Origin of the sequence: Sinorhizobium fredii USDA 257 (assembly GCF_000265205.3) — a bacterium.
Lineage (GTDB): Bacteria > Pseudomonadota > Alphaproteobacteria > Rhizobiales > Rhizobiaceae > Sinorhizobium > Sinorhizobium fredii_B.
Genome location: NC_018000.1, coordinates 5557307 through 5576385, shown reverse-complemented (window position 1 = coordinate 5576385; position 19079 = coordinate 5557307). Strand labels below are relative to the sequence as shown.

At 63.7% G+C, this 19079-nt stretch carries 18 protein-coding genes and 1 pseudogene; 16 read left to right on the top strand and 3 right to left on the bottom strand.

Going from position 1 to position 19079, the window contains the following annotated elements; genetic code table 11:
• The first annotated feature begins 207 nt into the window (after positions 1-207).
• The 14 genes from USDA257_RS26170 to USDA257_RS26105 all read left to right on the top strand — a co-directional run bounded on the left by USDA257_RS26170 (position 208) and on the right by USDA257_RS26105 (position 15194).
• Positions 208-1323, top strand: a complete 1116-nt coding sequence (locus tag USDA257_RS26170; protein ID WP_014766003.1) for a metallophosphoesterase — start codon at positions 208-210, stop codon at positions 1321-1323.
• 97 nt (positions 1324-1420) lie between these two features.
• The gene (locus USDA257_RS26165; protein WP_014766002.1) at positions 1421-2458 is read left to right on the top strand and encodes a LacI family DNA-binding transcriptional regulator; all 1038 of its coding nucleotides are present in this window, start codon (positions 1421-1423) and stop codon (positions 2456-2458) included.
• Between the two features lie 10 nt (positions 2459-2468).
• Complete coding sequence (xylB, locus tag USDA257_RS26160; protein WP_014766001.1) at positions 2469-3923, top strand: xylulokinase; 1455 nt, start codon at positions 2469-2471, stop codon at positions 3921-3923.
• A gap of 122 nt (positions 3924-4045) precedes the next feature.
• Positions 4046-5356 carry a xylose isomerase gene (gene xylA, locus USDA257_RS26155; protein WP_014766000.1) on the top strand — a complete coding sequence of 437 codons (1311 nt, stop codon included), beginning with the start codon at positions 4046-4048 and terminating at the stop codon, positions 5354-5356.
• 288 nt (positions 5357-5644) lie between these two features.
• Positions 5645-6697: a sugar phosphate isomerase/epimerase family protein gene (locus USDA257_RS26150; protein WP_014765999.1), complete on the top strand. Its 1053-nt coding sequence runs from the start codon at positions 5645-5647 to the stop codon at positions 6695-6697.
• A gap of 174 nt (positions 6698-6871) precedes the next feature.
• Entirely contained in the window at positions 6872-8056 is a 1185-nt protein-coding gene (locus USDA257_RS26145; protein WP_014765998.1) for a Gfo/Idh/MocA family protein, read from the top strand.
• 145 nt (positions 8057-8201) lie between these two features.
• On the top strand, positions 8202-9575 hold the full coding sequence (locus USDA257_RS26140; protein ID WP_014765997.1) for a GH1 family beta-glucosidase: 1374 nt from the start codon (positions 8202-8204) through the stop codon (positions 9573-9575).
• A gap of 72 nt (positions 9576-9647) precedes the next feature.
• Positions 9648-10133 carry an NADPH-dependent FMN reductase gene (locus USDA257_RS26135; protein ID WP_014765996.1) on the top strand — a complete coding sequence of 162 codons (486 nt, stop codon included), beginning with the start codon at positions 9648-9650 and terminating at the stop codon, positions 10131-10133.
• 306 nt (positions 10134-10439) lie between these two features.
• Positions 10440-11519: a methionine ABC transporter ATP-binding protein gene (locus tag USDA257_RS26130; RefSeq protein ID WP_014765994.1), complete on the top strand. Its 1080-nt coding sequence runs from the start codon at positions 10440-10442 to the stop codon at positions 11517-11519.
• A complete protein-coding gene (locus USDA257_RS26125; RefSeq protein ID WP_014765993.1) occupies positions 11509-12174 on the top strand; it encodes a methionine ABC transporter permease in 666 nt (221 codons plus the stop codon). The genes USDA257_RS26130 and USDA257_RS26125 overlap by 11 nt, the downstream gene beginning before the upstream one ends.
• A gap of 34 nt (positions 12175-12208) precedes the next feature.
• Positions 12209-12988: a MetQ/NlpA family ABC transporter substrate-binding protein gene (locus tag USDA257_RS26120; protein WP_014765992.1), complete on the top strand. Its 780-nt coding sequence runs from the start codon at positions 12209-12211 to the stop codon at positions 12986-12988.
• A 102-nt stretch (positions 12989-13090) separates the two neighbouring features.
• Positions 13091-13480, top strand: coding sequence for a GFA family protein (locus USDA257_RS26115; RefSeq protein ID WP_014765991.1), 390 nt, complete (start codon positions 13091-13093; stop codon positions 13478-13480).
• A gap of 50 nt (positions 13481-13530) precedes the next feature.
• Positions 13531-14775 carry an aconitase X gene (locus USDA257_RS26110; RefSeq protein WP_014765990.1) on the top strand — a complete coding sequence of 415 codons (1245 nt, stop codon included), beginning with the start codon at positions 13531-13533 and terminating at the stop codon, positions 14773-14775.
• On the top strand, positions 14772-15194 hold the full coding sequence (locus USDA257_RS26105) for an aconitase X swivel domain-containing protein (RefSeq protein ID WP_041414678.1): 423 nt from the start codon (positions 14772-14774) through the stop codon (positions 15192-15194). The genes USDA257_RS26110 and USDA257_RS26105 overlap by 4 nt, the downstream gene beginning before the upstream one ends.
• 18 nt (positions 15195-15212) lie before the next feature.
• Here the strand turns inward: USDA257_RS26105 and trhO are convergent, their stop codons facing one another.
• From trhO to USDA257_RS26090, 3 genes and pseudogenes are all read right to left on the bottom strand, one after another.
• Positions 15213-16157: an oxygen-dependent tRNA uridine(34) hydroxylase TrhO gene (trhO, locus tag USDA257_RS26100; RefSeq protein WP_014765988.1), complete on the bottom strand. Its 945-nt coding sequence runs from the start codon at positions 16155-16157 to the stop codon at positions 15213-15215.
• A 69-nt stretch (positions 16158-16226) separates the two neighbouring features.
• Positions 16227-16848: pseudogene (locus USDA257_RS26095) on the bottom strand (CHAD domain-containing protein).
• Between the two features lie 2 nt (positions 16849-16850).
• On the bottom strand, positions 16851-17318 hold the full coding sequence (locus USDA257_RS26090) for a CYTH domain-containing protein (RefSeq protein ID WP_014765986.1): 468 nt from the start codon (positions 17316-17318) through the stop codon (positions 16851-16853).
• A 199-nt stretch (positions 17319-17517) separates the two neighbouring features.
• On the opposite strand from USDA257_RS26090, the gene USDA257_RS26085 reads away from it, so the two are divergent.
• Complete coding sequence (locus USDA257_RS26085) at positions 17518-18156, top strand: 2-dehydro-3-deoxy-phosphogluconate aldolase (protein WP_014765985.1); 639 nt, start codon at positions 17518-17520, stop codon at positions 18154-18156.
• Positions 18157-18322: 166 nt separating this feature from the next.
• Positions 18323-19021 carry a tellurite resistance TerB family protein gene (locus tag USDA257_RS26080; protein ID WP_014765984.1) on the top strand — a complete coding sequence of 233 codons (699 nt, stop codon included), beginning with the start codon at positions 18323-18325 and terminating at the stop codon, positions 19019-19021.
• Positions 19022-19079: the final 58 nt, after the last annotated feature.

The window sequence follows — 19079 nt, the reverse complement described above, 5'->3', positions numbered from 1 at the left end:
ATTGCCCCTCATCCCGCCGCGACCTTCTCCCCGCGTGCGGGGAGAAGGGATATGCCGCGCCTTCCCAGTCCTCTCGCCCCGCAAGCGGTGAGGTGGCCTGGGTGAAGCAAATTCAGCACGAACGGCATGCTTTACCCGCTGCAAACGTTGCGGCACTATCCTCGTTACCCTTGAGTCGGTCGAATTGATCAAGGCGCAGGGCAGGCGATGATCGACAATCCATTCCTCAAGCCGTCCAGGCGGAGATTTCTTGCTGGTACGGCTGGCCTCGGCCTTTCGCTGATCGCAGGCGGCGGGCGGGCAGCGCGGCCACCAGTCGATGCCACATTTTTTTTTTCCAATGACATCCACGCCTGCCTCGTCTCGACGGAAGGCCTTGCGCCGAATTGCGAACAGGAGGGCAAGACGGACACCAATCTGTTGCGACACATTGCGGCACTCAACGGACTTCCGGGACAGCACTGGCCGCAAACGATCGACGGCAAGCCGAGCGGGCTCGCCGGCGCCGGCGCGAAGATTTTACGGCCGGTCGGCCTGGTGCTCGGCGGCGATATCACCGACGACGGCGGCGGCCAGGTTCGCGAGCCTCGCGAAGGGCGGCAGTTGCAGCAGTTCCAGAGCCGATACGAGCATGGCGTCGGGCCGCATCACATCCATTACCCCGTCTATGTCGGGCTTGGAAATCATGATCTCGATCAGGACGGCGCGCCGCCGAACGGCGACTGGTACCGTCGCGAGCTGCGCGACTATGTGGAACTCACCCATCGCCAGTCGGTTTTCTACAGACCCCCGGTGCCGGTCACCAACTACGATCCGCTATCGGACAATTATTCCTGGGACTGGGGCGGACTCCACCTCGTTCAATTGCAGCGCTTCGGCGGTGACGAGAACAAGGGGGCGGTTAGCGGCCTGCCGTGGCTGAAGCGCGATCTCGCTACCTATGCCGCGGACGGACGCCCGGTCGTCTTGTTCCAGCATTATGGCTGGGATGCGTTCTCGACCGAGGTCTGGGACCCTGCGGCAAAGACTTTCGACGATCAGGGCGGCGGCCAGCCGCATTGGTGGAGCCCGGCCGAGCGCGAGGCCTTGCTCGAGACGCTTAGGGGCTACAACGTCGTCGGACTCTTTCACGGTCACGAACATGACCGGGTGATGGCCTATCGCGTCGGCGAAATCGACATCTTCAAGCCCAAGGCGGCCTTTCTCGGCGGCTTCGCGCTTGTCCGGATCACTGATAAGTTCCTGGATGTCGTCTTCGGAGAGGCCACTGGCGTGGCGGGCCATGCCGCTTTCACGCATGCCTTCAGCAGGCGTTTCGACTGAGGGTTTGGCGCCCGATATTCAAAGCCGTTTCGCTCTCACAATATTTTTGATTTACGTACATCAAAACTTCCTCTAAGGGGTCTGCGAGGAGGAACGAATGCGACCGACCGTTCACGATATCGCCGCGGAGGCCGGCGTCAGCCTGGCCACTGTCGACCGGGTTTTGAACAATCGTCCGGGCGTCCGTTCCGTGACGCGCGACAAGGTCGAGCAGGCGATTGCGACGCTCGGCTATGTGCGTGACGTTGCCGCGGCCAACCTCGCCAAGGGCCGCAGCTATTCCCTCGTCTTCATCCTGCCCGCCGGCGAAAATTCCTTCATGCGCGGGCTTGAGGCCGAGGTGAGGGCCGCCAAGGCGCACTTGGTGGCGGAGCGGACCGAAATCACCATCCTCTGTGTTCCCGCGTTCGACGCGCGCGCCCTGGCGGATGCCCTGGCAGAAGCACGTCGGCAGCGGCCCGCCGGCGTCGCCGTAGTCGCGATCGAGGCGCCTGAGGTCGTGCAAGCGGTCGAAGACCTGCGCCAGAACGGGATTGCCGTGGTCACCCTCGTTTCCGACCTGCCGGGATCGACGCGCGATCACTTTACCGGCGTCGACAATATCGCCGCCGGGCGCACCGCCGGAAACCTGATGGGCCGGTTCCTCGGCGATCGTGCCGGGCCGGTAGCGGTGGTGGCGGGCTCGATGCTCGTGCGCGACCACAGGGAACGGCTGGAAGGCTTTCAAGCGGTCATGCGCAAATGCTTCGAAACTCGCTTGCTGTTGCCGGTCGTCGAGGGTCAGGACGATGCGGCTCTCGTCGAGAAACTCGTCGGCGCGCTCATCGAGCACCATCCGGACCTTGCCGGCGTCTACAGTCTCGGTGCCGGCAATCGCGGCCTCGTTGCCGCGCTCGAGAAAGCCGGCAGGGCCGAGGCGGTCTGCGCGATCGCCCACGAACTGACGCCCCATAGCCGGGCCGCTCTACTCTCCGGGACCATCGATGTGCTGCTCAACCAGGATGCGGGCCACGAGGTCAGGAGCGCGATCCGGGTGCTGAAGGCGAAGGTCGACGGGCTGGCCGTCATCGAGGCGCAGGAACGCATCCGCATCGACATTTTCCTGAAGGATAACCTGCCGATAGAGCAGGCATAGGAGGACACCCATGTATCTCGGACTGGATCTCGGCACCTCCGGCGTCAAGGCGATGCTGATCGACGGCGAACAGAAGATCGTCGGTTCCGCCGCGGCCGCGCTCGACGTCTCGCGGCCGCATACCGGCTGGTCGGAACAGGACCCGGCTGACTGGGTACGTGCGGCGGAAGAGGCGATCGCCGGGCTCAAGGCGGCGCATCCTGACGCGCTCGCCGCGGTCCGCGGCATCGGCCTCTCCGGCCAGATGCACGGTGCGACGCTCCTCGACGAAAACGATGCGGTGCTTCGACCCTCTATTCTCTGGAACGACACGCGCAGTTTTCGCCAGGCGGCGGCGCTCGACAGCGATCCGCAGTTCCGGGCGCTGACCGGCAATATTGTCTTCCCCGGCTTCACCGCACCGAAGCTCGCCTGGGTGCGCGAAAACGAACCGGAGGTTTTTGCCAGGGTGCGCTGGGTGCTGTTGCCCAAGGACTATCTGCGTCTGTGGCTGGCCGGCGAGCATATGTCGGAAATGTCGGATTCCGCTGGCACCTCCTGGCTCGATACGGGCAAGCGGCAGTGGTCGGAGAGTCTCCTTGCGGCCACCCACCTCGAAGAGCGGCAGATGCCGGATCTGGTCGAAGGGACGGACGTTGCCGGCACGCTCCGGCCGGAGCTCGCGAGCCGCTGGGGCATGGGGTCCGGCGTCGTTGTTGCCGGCGGCGCCGGCGACAATGCAGCATCTGCTTGCGGCATGGGCGCGGTTGGGGAGGGGCAGGCCTTCGTCTCGCTCGGAACGTCCGGGGTGCTCTTTGCCGCCAACGCCAGCTATCTTCCCAATCCGCAAAGCGCCGTCCATGCCTTCTGCCATGCGCTTCCCAACACCTGGCACCAGATGGGCGTGATCCTTTCGGCAACCGATGCGCTCAACTGGCATTCGGGCATCACTGGCAGGAGCGCTGCGGAGCTGACAGGCGAGCTTGGCGACATACTCAAGGCGCCGGGCTCGGTGACATTCCTTCCCTATCTCTCCGGAGAGCGTACTCCGCACAACGACGCGGCGATCCGCGGCGCCTTTGCCGGTCTCGGCCATGAAAGTTCTCGCGCCGCGCTGACACAGGCCGTGCTCGAAGGCGTCTCCTTCGCGATCCGCGACAGCCTGGAAGCGTTGCGCGCCGCCGGCACGAGGCTCACACGGGTCACGGCGATCGGCGGCGGCTCCCGGTCGCGCTACTGGCTGAAGTCGATCGCAACGGCACTGAACCTGCCGGTCAATCTGCCGGCCGACGGCGATTTCGGTGCCGCCTTCGGCGCAGCCCGGCTCGGCCTGATCGCCGCCACCGGCGCCGATCCGGTTGCGACCTGCTATGCGCCGGCGACGGCGGAGACAATCGCGCCGGACGCCTCGCTGGCGCCGGCCTATGAAGACGCCTACCAGCGCTATTGCCGGCTTTACCCCGCCATCAAGGGAGCGACGATCTAGCCAGTTCTGGCCCCGGCCGGCTTCGCGGGTCACGCTGAATGATGCAATGAAAACGATTACTTCCACCAATGGCCGCGTTCCGCAGCAGGCGGGCCGGCAACAGTCCTTGAGAGGAGACAGCCGTGAGCACCGGATTTTTCGGCGACATCGCCAAGATCAGATATGAAGGCCCGGAGAGCACCAATCCGCTCGCCTTCCGCCATTACAATCCGGACGAGATCGTCCTCGGCAAGCGGATGGAAGATCATCTGCGCTTCGCAGTTGCCTATTGGCACACCTTCGTCTGGCCGGGCGGCGACCCCTTCGGCGGACAGACCTTCGAGCGTCCCTGGTTCAAGGACTCGATGGAAGCGGCCAAGCTGAAGGCCGACGTCGCCTTCGAGTTCTTCCAGCTTCTCGGTACGCCGTTCTATTGCTTCCATGACGCCGACGTTCGTCCAGAGGGCCGGACCTTCGCCGAGAACACCAGCAATCTCAACGAGATCGTCGATTACTTCGCCAAGAAGCAGGCCGAGACCGGCGTCAAGCTGCTGTGGGGCACGGCGAATCTCTTCTCGAACCGGCGCTACATGTCGGGTGCGGCGACCAACCCGGACCCGGACGTCTTCGCCTTTGCCGCGGCAACTGTAAAGACCTGCATCGATGCGACACAGCGGCTTCGTGGCCAGAACTACGTGCTTTGGGGCGGGCGGGAAGGCTATGAGACGCTGCTCAACACCGATCTGAAGCGCGAACTCGACCAACTCGGCCGTTTCGTCAATCTCGTTGTCGAATACAAGCACAAGATCGGCTTCAAGGGCACGATCCTCATCGAGCCGAAGCCGCAGGAGCCGACCAAGCACCAGTACGACTTCGACGTTGCGACCGTCTATGGCTTCCTGAAGACGTACGGCCTCGAGAACGAGGTGAAGGTCAATATCGAGCAGGGCCACGCGATCCTTGCCGGCCACTCCTTCGAGCACGAGCTGGCGCTTGCCAATGCGCTCGGCATCTTCGGCTCGATCGACATGAACCGCAACGACTACCAGTCCGGCTGGGATACCGACCAGTTCCCGAACAATGTTCCCGAGATGGCGCTCGCCTATTATCACGTGCTCGCAGGCGGTGGCTTCAAGACCGGTGGCACCAACTTCGACGCAAAGCTGCGTCGCCAGTCGATCGATCCGGAAGATCTGCTTATCGGCCATGTCGGCGGCATGGATTGCTGCGCACGCGGCCTCAAGGCGGCGGCGAAGATGATCGAGGACAAGGGGCTCTCTGCGCCGCTGGAGAAACGCTATGCCGGCTGGAATGTGCCCGAGGCGAAGAAGATGCTCGAGGGCGGCTTCTCGCTTGACGAGATCGAGGCCTGGGTGCGCAAGGCCGACCTCAATCCGCAGCCGAAATCCGGCAAGCAGGAACTGCTGGAGAACATCGTAAACCGCTACGTCTGATGGCGGCATCGGTCGGAAACGGACGGGCGGCCTCGCATGACGCGACGCCCTCTCGCCGTTTCCGGAACTTCTTCGCGGCTCCTGTTTCGGCGCCTGCGGATACAAGAAATCCTCTTCGCATTGGGGCAGAAGCGGATTGCCCCTTGCGGAGAATCTGCTAGCTTCTCGCTCCTGCAACGTTGCAGGTATATGAGTTATCACGAAGTTTGCGGAGCGAGGCGGTTAAAGATCATCAGTCGACCGGCGTGCCGGTTTCTTAGACAGTGATTCACCAGGGAGGAAATTTGCATGAAGACGATCAAAGGACCGGGGCTCTTTCTTGCGCAATTCGCCGGCGATGCGGCGCCGTTTAACTCCTGGGACTCCATCACCAAATGGGCGGCGGATTGCGGCTACAAGGGTGTGCAGGTCCCGAGCTGGGACGGCCGGCTGTTCGACCTGAGGAAGGCGGCGGAATCGAGGACCTATTGCGACGAGATCGCCGGCAAGGCGCGTGACAACGGCGTCGAGATCACCGAGCTTTCGACGCATCTGCAGGGCCAGTTGGTGGCCGTGCATCCCGCCTATGATGAGGCGTTCGACGGCTTTGCCGCACCGGAGGTGCGTGGCAATCCGAAGGCGCGCCAGCAATGGGCAGTGGAACAGGTGAAGCTGGCGCTGACGGCGTCGAAGAATCTCGGCCTCGATGCGATGGCAAGCTTCTCCGGCGCGCTCGCCTGGCCCTTCGTCTATCCCTGGCCGCAGCGTCCCGCGGGCCTGGTGGAGACCGCCTTTGACGAGCTTGCCCGGCGGTGGAAACCGATCCTCGATCATGCGGAGGATTGCGGCGTCGATGTCTGCTACGAGATCCACCCGGGCGAGGACTTGCACGACGGCATCACCTACGAGATGTTCCTGGAGCGCACCGGCAACCATGCCCGTGCCTGCATGCTCTACGATCCGTCGCACTACGTGCTGCAGTGCCTCGACTATCTCGACAATATCGACATCTACAGGGACCGCATCCGGATGTTCCACGTCAAGGATGCGGAGTTCAACCCGACCGGCCGGCAGGGCGTCTATGGCGGCTACCAGGGCTGGGTGAACCGGGCAGGCCGCTTCCGCTCGCTCGGCGACGGCCAGGTCGATTTCGGCGCGGTCTTCTCGAAGATGGCGGCGAACGATTTCGCCGGCTGGGCGGTGGTCGAGTGGGAGTGCTGCCTGAAACATCCGGAAGACGGCGCGCGCGAAGGGGCGGAGTTCGTCCAGGCGCATATCATCCGCGTCACCGAAAAGGCTTTCGACGATTTCGCCGACAGCGGCACCGACGAGGCTGCGAACAGGCGGATGTTGGGGCTTTGAGCGGAAAGCGACTTCCCAGTCGTTCCCAAAAAGACCCTCCACAACCCCTCCCCACCAACGGGGGAGGGCGTCGCCGCGACGGCGCCGTAAATTTCTCCCCTTCGTGGGGGAGGATGCCCGGCAGGGCAGAGGGGGTTTAACCCCCAGCACCAAATCTGATCAGGAGAGAACGGCATGGCTATCGAGGGAAGCAGTACGGAAACTCGGCAGAAGCGGATCCGGCTCGGCATGGTGGGCGGCGGTTCCGGCGCCTTTATCGGCGCCGTGCACCGGATCGCCGCGAGGCTTGACGATCAATACGAGCTGGTCGCCGGCGCTCTGTCGTCGACAGCAGAGAAGGCGCAGGCCTCGGGACGCGAGCTCGGGCTCGACTCGTCGCGCGTCTATTCGGATTACAAGGAAATGGCGATCCGAGAGGCGAAGCTGAAGAACGGCATCGAAGCGGTGGCGATCGTCACGCCGAACCACGTTCATTACGCGGCGGCGAAGGAGTTCCTGAAGCGCGGCATTCACGTGATCTGCGACAAGCCGCTGACCTCGACGCTTGCCGACGCGAAGAAACTCCAGAAGGCGGCGGAGGAAAGCGATGCGCTCTTCGTGCTGACGCATAATTACACCGGCTATCCGATGGTGCGCCAGGCGCGCGAGATGATCGCTAATGGCGAGATCGGCACCGTCCGTCTGGTGCAGATGGAATATCCGCAGGACTGGTTGACCGAAAATATCGAGCAGTCCGGCCAGAAGCAGGCGGCCTGGCGGACCGATCCGGCCCGCTCCGGCGCCGGTGGCTCGACCGGCGATATCGGCACGCATGCCTACAATCTCGGCTGTTTCGTTTCCGGGCTCGAGCTCGACGAACTCTCGGCCGATCTCGACAGTTTCGTCGCCGGCCGCCAGCTCGACGACAATGCCCATGTGCTGCTGCGCTTCAAGGAGAAGGACGGCGCGCGGGCGAAGGGCATGCTCTGGTGCAGCCAGGTGGCGCCGGGGCACGAAAACGGGCTTATGGTGCGGGTCTACGGCACCAAGGGCGGTCTGGAATGGGTCCAGAAGGATCCGAACTACCTCTGGCACACGCCCTTCGGCGAGCCGAAACGCCTGCTGACGCGGGCCGGCGCCGGCGCCTCGCCGGCAGCGGCGCGCGTTTCGCGCGTTCCATCGGGCCATCCGGAAGGCTATCTCGAAGGCTTCGCCAATATCTATGCGGAAGCGGCGCGGGCGATCTTCGCTAAAAGAATCGGGGAGACGGTGGCTCCGGCTGTCACATATCCGACGATAGACGATGGCATGAAGGGCATGATCTTCGTCGATGCCTGCGTGCGCTCGTCGCAGCGCAACGGCGCCTGGATCAAGGTCTGAAGCGCAACCCGGGAAAAGGGCGATGCAAGCGCGCCCGTTTCCCGGGTTGACATTTGCCGTCGCACCTTTAGGCCACGGTCACACAATGAACGACGTGGCGGCGGCTTCAGGCGCGCCACTCAGCAGATGATGACGGGAGAGAACGATGATAGAAGCCAAGAAACTTGCCAAGCGTTTTCCCGGCGACTTTATCTTCGGCGTGGCCACCGCCTCCTTCCAGATCGAGGGCGCTAGCAAGGCGGACGGGCGCAAGCCCTCCATCTGGGACGCCTTCTCCAATATGCCCGGCCGCGTCTTCGAGGGCCACAACGGCGATGTCGCCTGCGACCACTACAATCGAATGGAGCAGGATCTCGATCTCATCCAGAGCCTTGGCGTCGAGGCCTACCGCTTCTCGATCGCCTGGCCGCGCATCATTCCGGAAGGCACCGGGCCGATCAACGAGAAGGGGCTCGACTTCTACGATCGCCTTGTCGACGGCTTGAAAGCCCGCGGTATCAAGGCTTTCGCGACGCTCTATCACTGGGACCTGCCGCTGGCGCTGATGGGCGACGGCGGCTGGACGGCGCGGACGACCGCCTATGCCTATCAGCGCTACGCGAAGACGGTGATCGCCCGCCTCGGCGACCGGCTCGATGCAGTGGCGACCTTCAACGAGCCCTGGTGCTCGGTGTGGCTTAGCCATCTCTACGGCATCCACGCGCCGGGCGAACGCAACATGGACGCGGCGCTCGCGGCACTCCATTTCACCAATCTCGCCCATGGTCTGGGCGTCGCGGCCATCCGCTCAGAACGGGCGGACCTGCCGGTCGGCATCGTCATCAATGCCCATCCGGTCTATCCCGGCAGCGACAGCGCCGAGGACAAGGCAGCGGCCGAGCGCGCCTTCGACTTCCATAACGGCGTCTTCTTCGGGCCGATCTTCAGGGGCGAGTATCCCGAGGGCTTCCTCGCAGCACTCGGGGGCCGGATGCCGCTGATCGAGGATGGCGACATGGCGACGATCGCCCAGCCGCTCGACTGGTGGGGCCTCAACTATTATACGCCGATGCGCGTTTCGCACGATCCGGTAGCGGGCGCCGAGTATCCGGCGACGACCAATGCGAAACCGGTCAGCGAGGTGAAGACCGACATTGGCTGGGAGGTCTATGCGCCGGCGCTCGGGGCGCTGGTGGAGACCCTCAACGCCCGCTACAAGCTCCCGGATTGCTACATCACCGAAAACGGCGCCTGCTACAACATGGGCATCGAGAAGGGCGTCGTCGACGACCAGCCGCGGCTCGACTATATCGCCGACCACCTGTCGGTCACCGCCGACCTGATCGCCAAGGGCTATCCCATGCGCGGCTATTTCGCCTGGAGCCTGATGGACAATTTCGAATGGGCGGAAGGCTATCGCATGCGCTTCGGCATCGTCCACGTGGACTATCAGACGCAGGTCCGCACGATCAAGAAGAGCGGTCACTGGTACAAGGAAGTGGCGGAACAGTTTCCGAAGGGCAACCATAAGCCGGTCTGACCATGGAGAGAAAACCCCTCCACTTCTACGCGCTTTGCGGCAGCCAGAGGCGATCGTCATCGAACCGGGCCTTTGCTTGAGGCTTTGCGCCTCTCGGCGCCAACAGGCGTTGCGATCGAGATCTGCGACGTGATCGGCGACCTGCCGATCTTCAATCCCGATCGGGAAGGCGAGGCGACGCCGGCAACTGTCCGCTCCTTTGCTGCGAAAATCGCCGCTGCCGACGGACTGATCATCGCCTGCCCCGAGTATGCGCACGGCATCCCGGGCGGCTTGAAGAACGCGCTGGACTGGCTGGTGTCGCGAGATGAGGTCCCGTTCAAGCCGGTCATGCTTGCCCACGCGTCTCATCGCGGCGACCACGTTCTCGAGCAATTGACCGAGGTGCTGAACACCATGTCCTTGCATCTCGTGACGGAAGCCTTCCTTCGGGTTCCGTTGCTCGGCAAGGGCGAAGTCGACCGAGAAGAGATCCTGGGCGCAGCGTGCGCCAACGGGCTTTTGTCACGATGCCTTCGGACGTTCGCCGACTCGATTGTCGCAGGCGCTGCGGCCTAAGCCGCCGCCGCAAAAGAGCATGTTTTTTGTGTCGAGCCGGCGGTTTCTGGAAAGCCATATCTGTGAAAAGGCTCGCCCTGGCGCCATAAACGGCTATATCGCACGGTAGCCACCTGGCAACCAAGTTGAACGCACCGGCTTGCTGATGAATGAGAACTGCTCCCCGTTTCGAATGCGTTGTCGAATGTCCGACTGACCATACACGCACCCCGTCCCGGCAGAGTGGCAGGGACCAGAGTTTCGAACATCCGAGAGCATCATGTATCCTTCTATCGCTGTGATCCCTCTTTCGGGGGCGACCGGACAATGACCATCCCTACATCCACGATTGCGACGGACGACGCCGCCGTGGTCTTCGACGCCGTCTCCAAGCGCTTCGCCGGATCCGGCGAGAGCGCGGCCTTCACTGCTCTCGACAATGTCAGCCTGACGGTCGGCCGCGGCTCGATCACCGGCATCATCGGCCGCTCCGGCGCCGGAAAATCCACGCTGATCCGGCTGGTCAACGGCCTCGAAAAGCCTTCGGGCGGCAAGGTGTTCGTCGATGGGGTCGACGTCGGCCCACTCGACGAAGCGGGCCTGCGCGATCTTCGCCGTTCTGTCGGAATGATCTTCCAGCACTTCAACCTGCTTTCGTCGCGCACCGTCTTCGGCAACGTCGCTTTGCCGCTGGAAATCGCCGGCATCGATCGGCATGCGATCGAGGCGCGGGTGCTGCCGCTTCTCGACCTTGTCGGGCTCGCGGACAAGCACACCCGCTATCCGGCCGAGCTTTCCGGCGGCCAGAAGCAGCGCATCGGCATTGCCCGGGCGCTGGCGACCGAGCCGAAGCTGCTGCTCTCGGACGAAGCGACATCGGCGCTCGATCCGGAAACGACCCAGTCGATCCTCGAGCTTCTGAAGCGGATCAATGCGGAGCTCGGGCTGACGGTGCTGCTCATCACCCATGAGATGGAAGTGGTGAAGGCCGTCACCTCCGACGTGGCGGTGATCGACAAGGGCGAAATCGTCGAACGCGGCCGCACCTTCGACGTCTTCACCCATCCGAGGCACGAGACGACTAGGGCCCTTCTTTCCGGTCTGCCGGGGTCGAAGCTGCCAGAGGCAATCGCCAGAGGATTGAAACCTGCCGCCGCCCCCGGCGATCGTATCGTCGTGCGTCTTACCTTCTTCGGCGCGGCCGCCGAGCGGCCGCTGATCTCGCAACTCATCCAGTCGATCGGCGCCGAGGTCAACATCATCGCCGGCACGATCGACGAGATCGGCGGCAAGCCCTACGGCTCGCTGGTCGTCGCCTATGGGGCGGATCCGGAAAACTTGGGGAAGGCGGATCGTTTCTTCGCCGAGAACGGACTGGTCACGGAGGTGCTCGGCTATGTCGCCTGATCTTCTGCTGCTCATCGGCAAGGCCACGCTCGACACGCTGCGGATGGTGGCGATCGCCGGCTTCATCGGCGCGCTGATCGGCCTGCCGATCGGCATCTTCCTTGCAACCAGCGGCAAGGGCGAGCTGTTCCCGGCGCCGAACGTCAACCGTGCCGTCGGCCTTATCGTCAATGCGACGCGCTCGACGCCCTTCATCATTCTCGTGGTGGCAATCATCCCGTTCACGCGGCTGGTCACCGGAACCTCGATCGGCACGAAGGCGGCGATCGTGCCCCTGACGATCGCGACCATTCCGTTTTTCGCGCGTCTCGTCGAGGCGGCGATCCGCGACGTCGACAAGGGGCTGATCGAGGCGGCCCGCGCCATGGGCGCCACCCCGGTGCAGATCGTCTTCAAGGTGCTGCTTGCCGAAGCGCGGCCGGCGTTGACGCTGGCGCTCACCATGACCATCGTCAGCTTGATCGGCTATTCGGCGATGGTGGGCGCGGTCGGCGGTGGCGGGCTCGGCGACCTCGGCATCCGCTACGGCTATCAGCGCTTCATGCCGGACGTCATGCTGATCGTCGTCGTCGTGCTGATCGTCCTCGTGCAGCTCGTGCAGAGCGCCGGCGACCGCCTGGCGCGCCGCTTCGACAAGCGCAGCCGCAAGACCTGACCTTTCCTGCCCTCCCACACCCAAGGAGCCTCACATGAAGACCATCCTCCTCGCAGCCTCGCTCGCCCTTGCCTTTACGGCCGGAGCGGCCCGCGCAGAAACCATCAAGGTCGGGGTGACGCCAGGGCCGCACGCCCAGATCATGGAAAAGGTCAAGGAAGTGGCGGCCACCAAGAATCTCGATATCGAGATCCTCGAATTCTCCGATTACGTGGTGCCGAACCAGGCGCTCGCCGATGGCGAGCTCAACGCCAATTCCTTCCAGCACAAGCCCTATCTCGACAACCAGGTGGCCGACCGCGGCTTCGATATCGTCAGCGTCGCCTATACCGTGAACTTCCCGATGGGTGTCTATTCGAAGAAGGTGAAGAGCCTTGACGAGCTCGCCGACGGCGCGACGGTCGCGATCCCGAACGACCCGACCAATGGCGGCCGCGCGCTGCTGATCCTCGTCGACAAGGGCCTGATCAAGCTCAAGGAAGGCGCTGGCCTCAAGGTCGGTCCGGCCGACGTCGTCGACAATCCGAAGAACCTGACCTTCGCCGAACTCGATGCCGCGCAGCTGCCGCGCTCGCTAGACGATGTCGACGCTGCCGTCATCAATACCAACTACGCACTTGAAGCCGGGCTCGACCCCTCCAAGGACCCGATCGCCCGCGAAGGCGAGAAGGCGCCTTACGTCAACATCATCGCTGTCAGCGGCAAGGAAAAGGACGCGCCCTGGGTCAAGACGTTGGTCGAGTCCTATCACAACGACACGGTGAAGGCGTTTATCAACGACACGTTCAAGGGCTCGGTCATCGCCGGCTGGTGAATTTCCGCCGTAGGAAACCGCGCACCACGAGCTGGTGCGCGGTTTTGTTTGATTGCCAGGAATTCCGCGCTAGGTTCCTTGGCTTTGGAGGGGGAGAGCGTGATGAAAGGTACATGCCTGTGCGGCGCGGTGCGCTATGAGACGAAAGGCAGGCCGCTTTATTCCGGTTTCTGTCATTGCCGAGACTGCCAGAGGGCAACCGGGACCGGTCATTGCTGCTACATGATCTTCTCGCGTGCCGACGTCGATGTCACGGGCGAGCTCCGCGCTTACGAGAAGCTCGCCGAAAACGGCAATGTCACGATCCGCTACTTCTGCCCCACCTGCGGCAGCCAGATCTTCTCGTCCGGTCACGACCGTTGGACGGTCTATGCCGGCACCCTCGACGATATGTCGCTGTTTGAGCCCACCAATGCGGTCTTCACCCGCAGTCGCCCGCACTGGGACCGGAGCGCCATTCAGCTCGACGAATGTGAGACTCTCCCGGGGTAAAGGGGAAACGGCGAATTGACTTGCACCTTGAGCAGTCTTTAATCGGCCGCATGTCCATTGCGCTTTCATTCTCTGATAAATCGCTTCTGTCCGGCGAGCACGGCGAGGCCGCCGCCTTCGCCATGCGGCTGCTCGTCCGCTTCGCAGAGGCTGTCGGCGCGGAACGTTTTATCGATATCGAAGCAGCTCATATCGACGGCTGCCTCTATCTTGGCCAGGTGAGCCTCGACTTCATCGAGCATCTGGTCCATCTCGGCGGCCGTGTTCGCGTGCCGACGACGCTGAACGTCGGCTCCGTCGATCTCATCCATCCGGAGCTCTTTGCCGGCAGCGACGAGGTCGGCCGAGCCGGAGCGCGGCTGATGAAGGCGCATGAGGAGCTCGGCTGCGTGCCGACCTTCACCTGCGCGCCCTATCAGACGATCTTCCGGCCGCGTTTCGGCGCCCAGATCGCCTGGGCCGAATCGAACGCCATCGTCTTTGCCAATTCCGTGCTCGGCGCCCGCACCAACCGCTATGGCGATTTTATCGATCTCTGCTGCGCCCTGACGGGCCGCGCGCCCTGTTACGGCCTGCATATAGGCGAGAACCGCCGCGCCCGGGTGCTCGTCAAGGTCGAGAGCCTGCCCGAGGAGTGGGAGGAAGCGGGGCTTTCCTGCGTTGCCGTCGGTCACACGATCGGCAGGCGCTGCGGCGACCGGGTGCCGGCGATCACCGGTCTGCCGGCCTCGACGAACGAGGACGATCTGAAGGCGCTCGGTGCCGTCGCCGCTTCCGCGGGTGCGGTTGCGCTTTTCCATGCCGTCGGGCTGACGCCGGAGGCGCCGACCACCGACGCGGCTTTCCAGGGCAGAGCGCCGGAAGAGGTGATCCGGCTTACCGCGGCGGACCTCCGAGAAACCGCGCATAACCTCTCGACGGTCCCGGACGGAACGCCACTGACCGCAGTCAGCCTGGGCACACCGCATTTCTCGCTCTCCGAGTTCGAACGGCTGATGCGGCTGATCGACGGTGCGCGGCCGGTGATCGACGTCTATGTCAACACCCATCGGGCGGTGCTCGAGGAGTTGCAAAGACGCGGCTGGGAGGAGCGCCTGAGGGCAGCCGGTGTAACGCTTGTCATCGATACCTGCACCTACGTGACCGCGGTGATGCGCGACGTGTCCGGCGCCGTCATGACCAATTCCGGCAAATGGGCCTATTACGCGCCGGGCAATATCGGCGTCGAGGTGGCCTTCGGATCGCTAGCGGACTGTGTCGCATCGGCCCGGGCCGGAAAGGTGGTGCGGCTGTGACAGTGAAATTCCAGGCAATGACGCTGGTCGCAGGCTCGGCGGAGGCAGAAACGCTGGTGCTCACGGAACCCTTGAGCTTCTGGGGCGGCCTCGACTCGGCAACCGGCCGGATCATCGACCAGTGGCATCCGGAGAAGAACGAAGTGATGAGCGGCCGTATCCTGGTGATGCGGGCAGGGCGCGGCTCGAGCTCCGGGAGTTCGGTGCTGGCGGAAGCGCTTCGGCGCGGAACCGGTCCGGCGGGTATCGTGCTGCTGGCGCGCGACGCGATCGTCACCGTCGGGGCGATGGTCGCGGCCGAGCTCTATGGAAGGGCCTGCCCGGTGGTCCTCGCCAGCGAGGCGGATTGGACGACGATCACCGGGGCCGGGTCACTTGCGATCGACGCCCGAAACGAAGCAGCGACGATCGAAATTTGACTCTTGCGATCGTGGCTTTCAGCTGCCGAGATGCCGCGCGCCGCGCTTCTTCGCCAATGCGATCTGCCGCTGCCGCTCCCGGTAGCGCTCGCGGTCCTCGTCGGTGCGGACTTCGTGACAGTGAACGCAGGCGACGCCTTCCTCGTGAAGCGGTGACAGGAGGTCCTCTGGCGTCAGGGGCTGGCGGCAGGCATGGCAGAGCGTGTGCTCGCCTTCCGCGAGGCCATGGGTGACGGAGACACGCTCGTCGAAAACGAAGCAGGCGCCGTCCCAAAGGCTCTCCTCCGCCGGGACTTCCTCGAGATATTTCAGGATGCCGCCTTTGAGGTGGTAGACCTCGTCGAAGCCCTGTTCCTTCATGAAGGCGGTTGCCTTCTCGCAGCGGATACCGCCGGTGCAATACATGGCGATCTTCGGCTTGTTGTGCAGGCCGGTATGGTTGCGGACCCAGTCGGGAAACTCGCGGAAGGTCTTGGTCTTCGGATCGACAGCGCCGCGGAAGAGGCCGATCGCCGTCTCGTAGTCGTTGCGCGTGTCGATGACCAGCGTTTCCGGATCGGCGATCAGCGCGTTCCATTCCTTAGGCTCGACATAGGTACCGACCACCTTGTTGGGGTCGATGGTCTCGACGCCCATGGTGACGATCTCCTTTTTCAGCCGCACCTTCATGCGCAGGAAGGGCATGGCCGTGGCCCGGCTTTCCTTGTGCTCGAGGCGGGCGAATTCCGGCTGGGCGCGCAGATAGGCAAGCACTGCGGCAATGCCCGCGTCGGTGCCGGCGATCGTGCCGTTGATCCCTTCATGCGCGAGAAGCAGCGTACCCTTCACTTCGTTGGCGTCGCAGATCGCCTGCAGCGGTTCGCGGAAGTCGGCGAAGCGCGGAAAGGAAACGAAATGATAGAGCGCGGCCACCAGGAACTGGCCCTGCGCCTCCGGGCGCGGTGTCGTGAACATGTCGGTCATAGGACACGCAAATACAGCTTTCACAGGCCAGGCGCAATTGCGGCGAATCGGACCCGAAAGGCCCACCCCTTACCGCCCGGCCTCGAGCCACAGCAGTTCGATCATGCGGCTCTCGCCCGGGTCGTCGAGGAAGACCGCCGCTGCCCGCTGCAGGGCTTCCAGTCTCAGATCCTCTTGCCGGGTGATGGCGGCGGAAAGGAGATGGGCCTGGTTGTGGCTGTCGCCAGCGAGCTCCGGCTCTTCGTTGATGAGGGACGTCATCGTGGCGAGGTCGTTCAAATGGCCGAGCACGTCGACCAGTTCCTTGGTCTCCGCCCTTTTCGCTTGCATCGCCGAGGGCCATGTCTCTCGCAAAAGCCCCAGATTCATCCTGTAGTCCTGGGCGCGCTTGCGCAACTCGCGCAAGAGCTTGGCCTCGGTGCTCGTTTCGCAGGCGGCGTTGCGAACGGTCGAGAGATTGCGCGCCACATCTCGGATGCGGGCGTTTTCCTGCTTCTGAAAGAGTGGAGCATCGCAGGCGATGAGTCGGTAGAGCGAGCGCGGGCGCTTGAAGCTCTTGCGCCCATCGTGGATGGCTTCGTGCACGCCCGCCGGCTGATCCTTGAGCACCGCCACCGCGCGCTCGAGCTGCTCGGTGTCGACGGCGCGAAAGTCCCCGGTGAAGGCGGCCCGGACTGAAGGCGCAGGTCATGGTTACGCGACCAGCAGTCCTTCGGTGGCCAGCGCCTGGTTGGAATAGCGGCGGTCGCCGGTGATCTCGCGGCCCAGCCATGCGGGAAGGGCGGGCAGGTCCGTCTCCTTCTTCATCTCGACCTCGGCGACGACCAGGCCTTCGAGCGCTCCCTCATAAACATCGACCTCCCAGGTGAAGCCCTTGTGCGGCACGCGATAGCGACGCTTCTCGATGACGATGCCGACGGCCTGGGTCAGCAACTCGCGAGCGTCGTCCATGGGCAGGTCGTATTCATACTCGTTCCGCACGAGGGCCGATTTGCCGATCTTGACTGTAAGGCGGGCCCATTTGTTTCCATGGATTCGCACGCGCACCGAACGATCATCCATGGTGACGATATAGGCTTGGCGTAGCCTGATGCCACCGTCGGCGCGCCCCCTCCAGTCGTCGGAAGCAACCAGGAACTTGCGCTCTATCTCCTTCGCCATGGAATGTCCTGCCATTCGAGAGGTCGACCGTCATCAAACTATCGCATTGCGGGTTAGGCTCAAGCCATCTCTTGTTGCAGATGATATTTGATCGCCTTCTTTTGTAGGGCGCGGACGGCGCAGGGCCTTTCGGTCTCGACAATGACAGGCGGGCGGAGTATGCGGGTGCAGATTCAATCGTTTTAAAAGGACGGCGGGCATGAGCGCGAAGACCGACAAGCTTCTTTCCATCCTCAAGCTGCAACCGGTGGTGCCGGTGCTGGTGATCGACGACGCAGCAACTGCAGTCCCGCTCGCACGCGCCTTGGTCGCCGGAGGCCTGAAGGCGATCGAGATCACGCTGCGCACTCCGGCGGCGCTGGAGGCGATCCGCGCCGTGGCCAACGAAGTCGAAGGCGCGGTTGCCGGTGCGGGCACCATCCTCAACGCCGCGCAGTTCGAACAGGCCGTGGAGGCGGGCTCGCAGTTCATCGTTAGCCCCGGTACGACGCAGGAGTTGATTGATGTCGCCAATGACCACGCGGTGCCGCTGCTGCCGGGGGCGGCTACGGCGAGCGAGGTGATGGGGCTTCGCGAGGAAGGCTACGACGTCATGAAGTTTTTCCCGGCCGAGCAGGCCGGCGGCGCCGCCTATCTGAAATCGCTGTCCTCGCCGCTCGCCGGCACCTTGTTCTGCCCGACCGGCGGCATTTCGCTTTCCAATGCGCGCGACTATCTTTCGCTGCCGAACGTCGTCTGCGTCGGTGGCTCCTGGGTGGCGCCGAAGGAACTGGTTGCTGGCGGCGACTGGGCCGGCATCACCAAGCTCGCCGCCGAGGCCTTTGCGCTGAAAGGCTGACCGGGCGACACGCAGGGTTATCCATCAAGCAAGCTGGGCTCACGTCCGGCTTTTTGGGGTCCGGTGCGTATTTGTATTTTCGCCTCGCGGTTCCTATGTCTCACTCCGCCAACGACGACGCAGAGAGGCAGCCGCTTCCGCGCGTCAAACTTAAGGAGCGAGACCGATGTTCGACGCGAAGAAATTGCTGGATCAGTTCTTGGGTTCCCAGGTGCCCGGCGCCGGCGGCACGGTTCGCGGCCGCGCCGACCAGGTGACACAACTCGCCAAGGGCAATCCCCTGGCGTCCGGAGCGATCGCGGCCGTGCTGCTCGGCACGAAATCAGGACGCAATCTGGCCGGCAATGCGGCTGTTCTCGGCGGGCTGGCGGCGATCGCTGGCCTCGGCTACCAGGCATACAAGAACTATCAGGCCGGGCAGGCGCCGCAACCAGCGTCGCGTGCACCCATGGAACTCCCCGCGCCGCCGGCAGATTCTGGCTTCGCAGCACCGGAGGCGCTCAGCGATGACTTCGCGCTGGTGCTCGTTCGCGCCATGATCGCCGCCGCCCGGGCAGATGGCCATATCGACGAGACCGAGCGTCGCCGGATCATGGACAAACTCTCCGTTTCGGGTCTCTCGGCGGATGCTGCGGCTTTCCTCGAAGCCGAGCTCGCCAATCCGATCGACCTCGACGCCATCGTCGCTGCCGGCAAGACGGAAGAAGAACGGGTCGAGATCTATACAGCATCACGGCTTGCGATCGAGCCGGATGGCCGGGCGGAGCGCGGCTATCTCGATCTTCTCTCCGGCCGGCTGGGCCTGCCTGACGCGCTTGTCGACCACATCGAGGCGACGGTTTCGGCGGCCAAGGTTTCTGTCTGAGATGCAGCGCAATGAGCGGAGCGCATCCGTTCCGCTCATGGTTCGATCACGAGTTTGA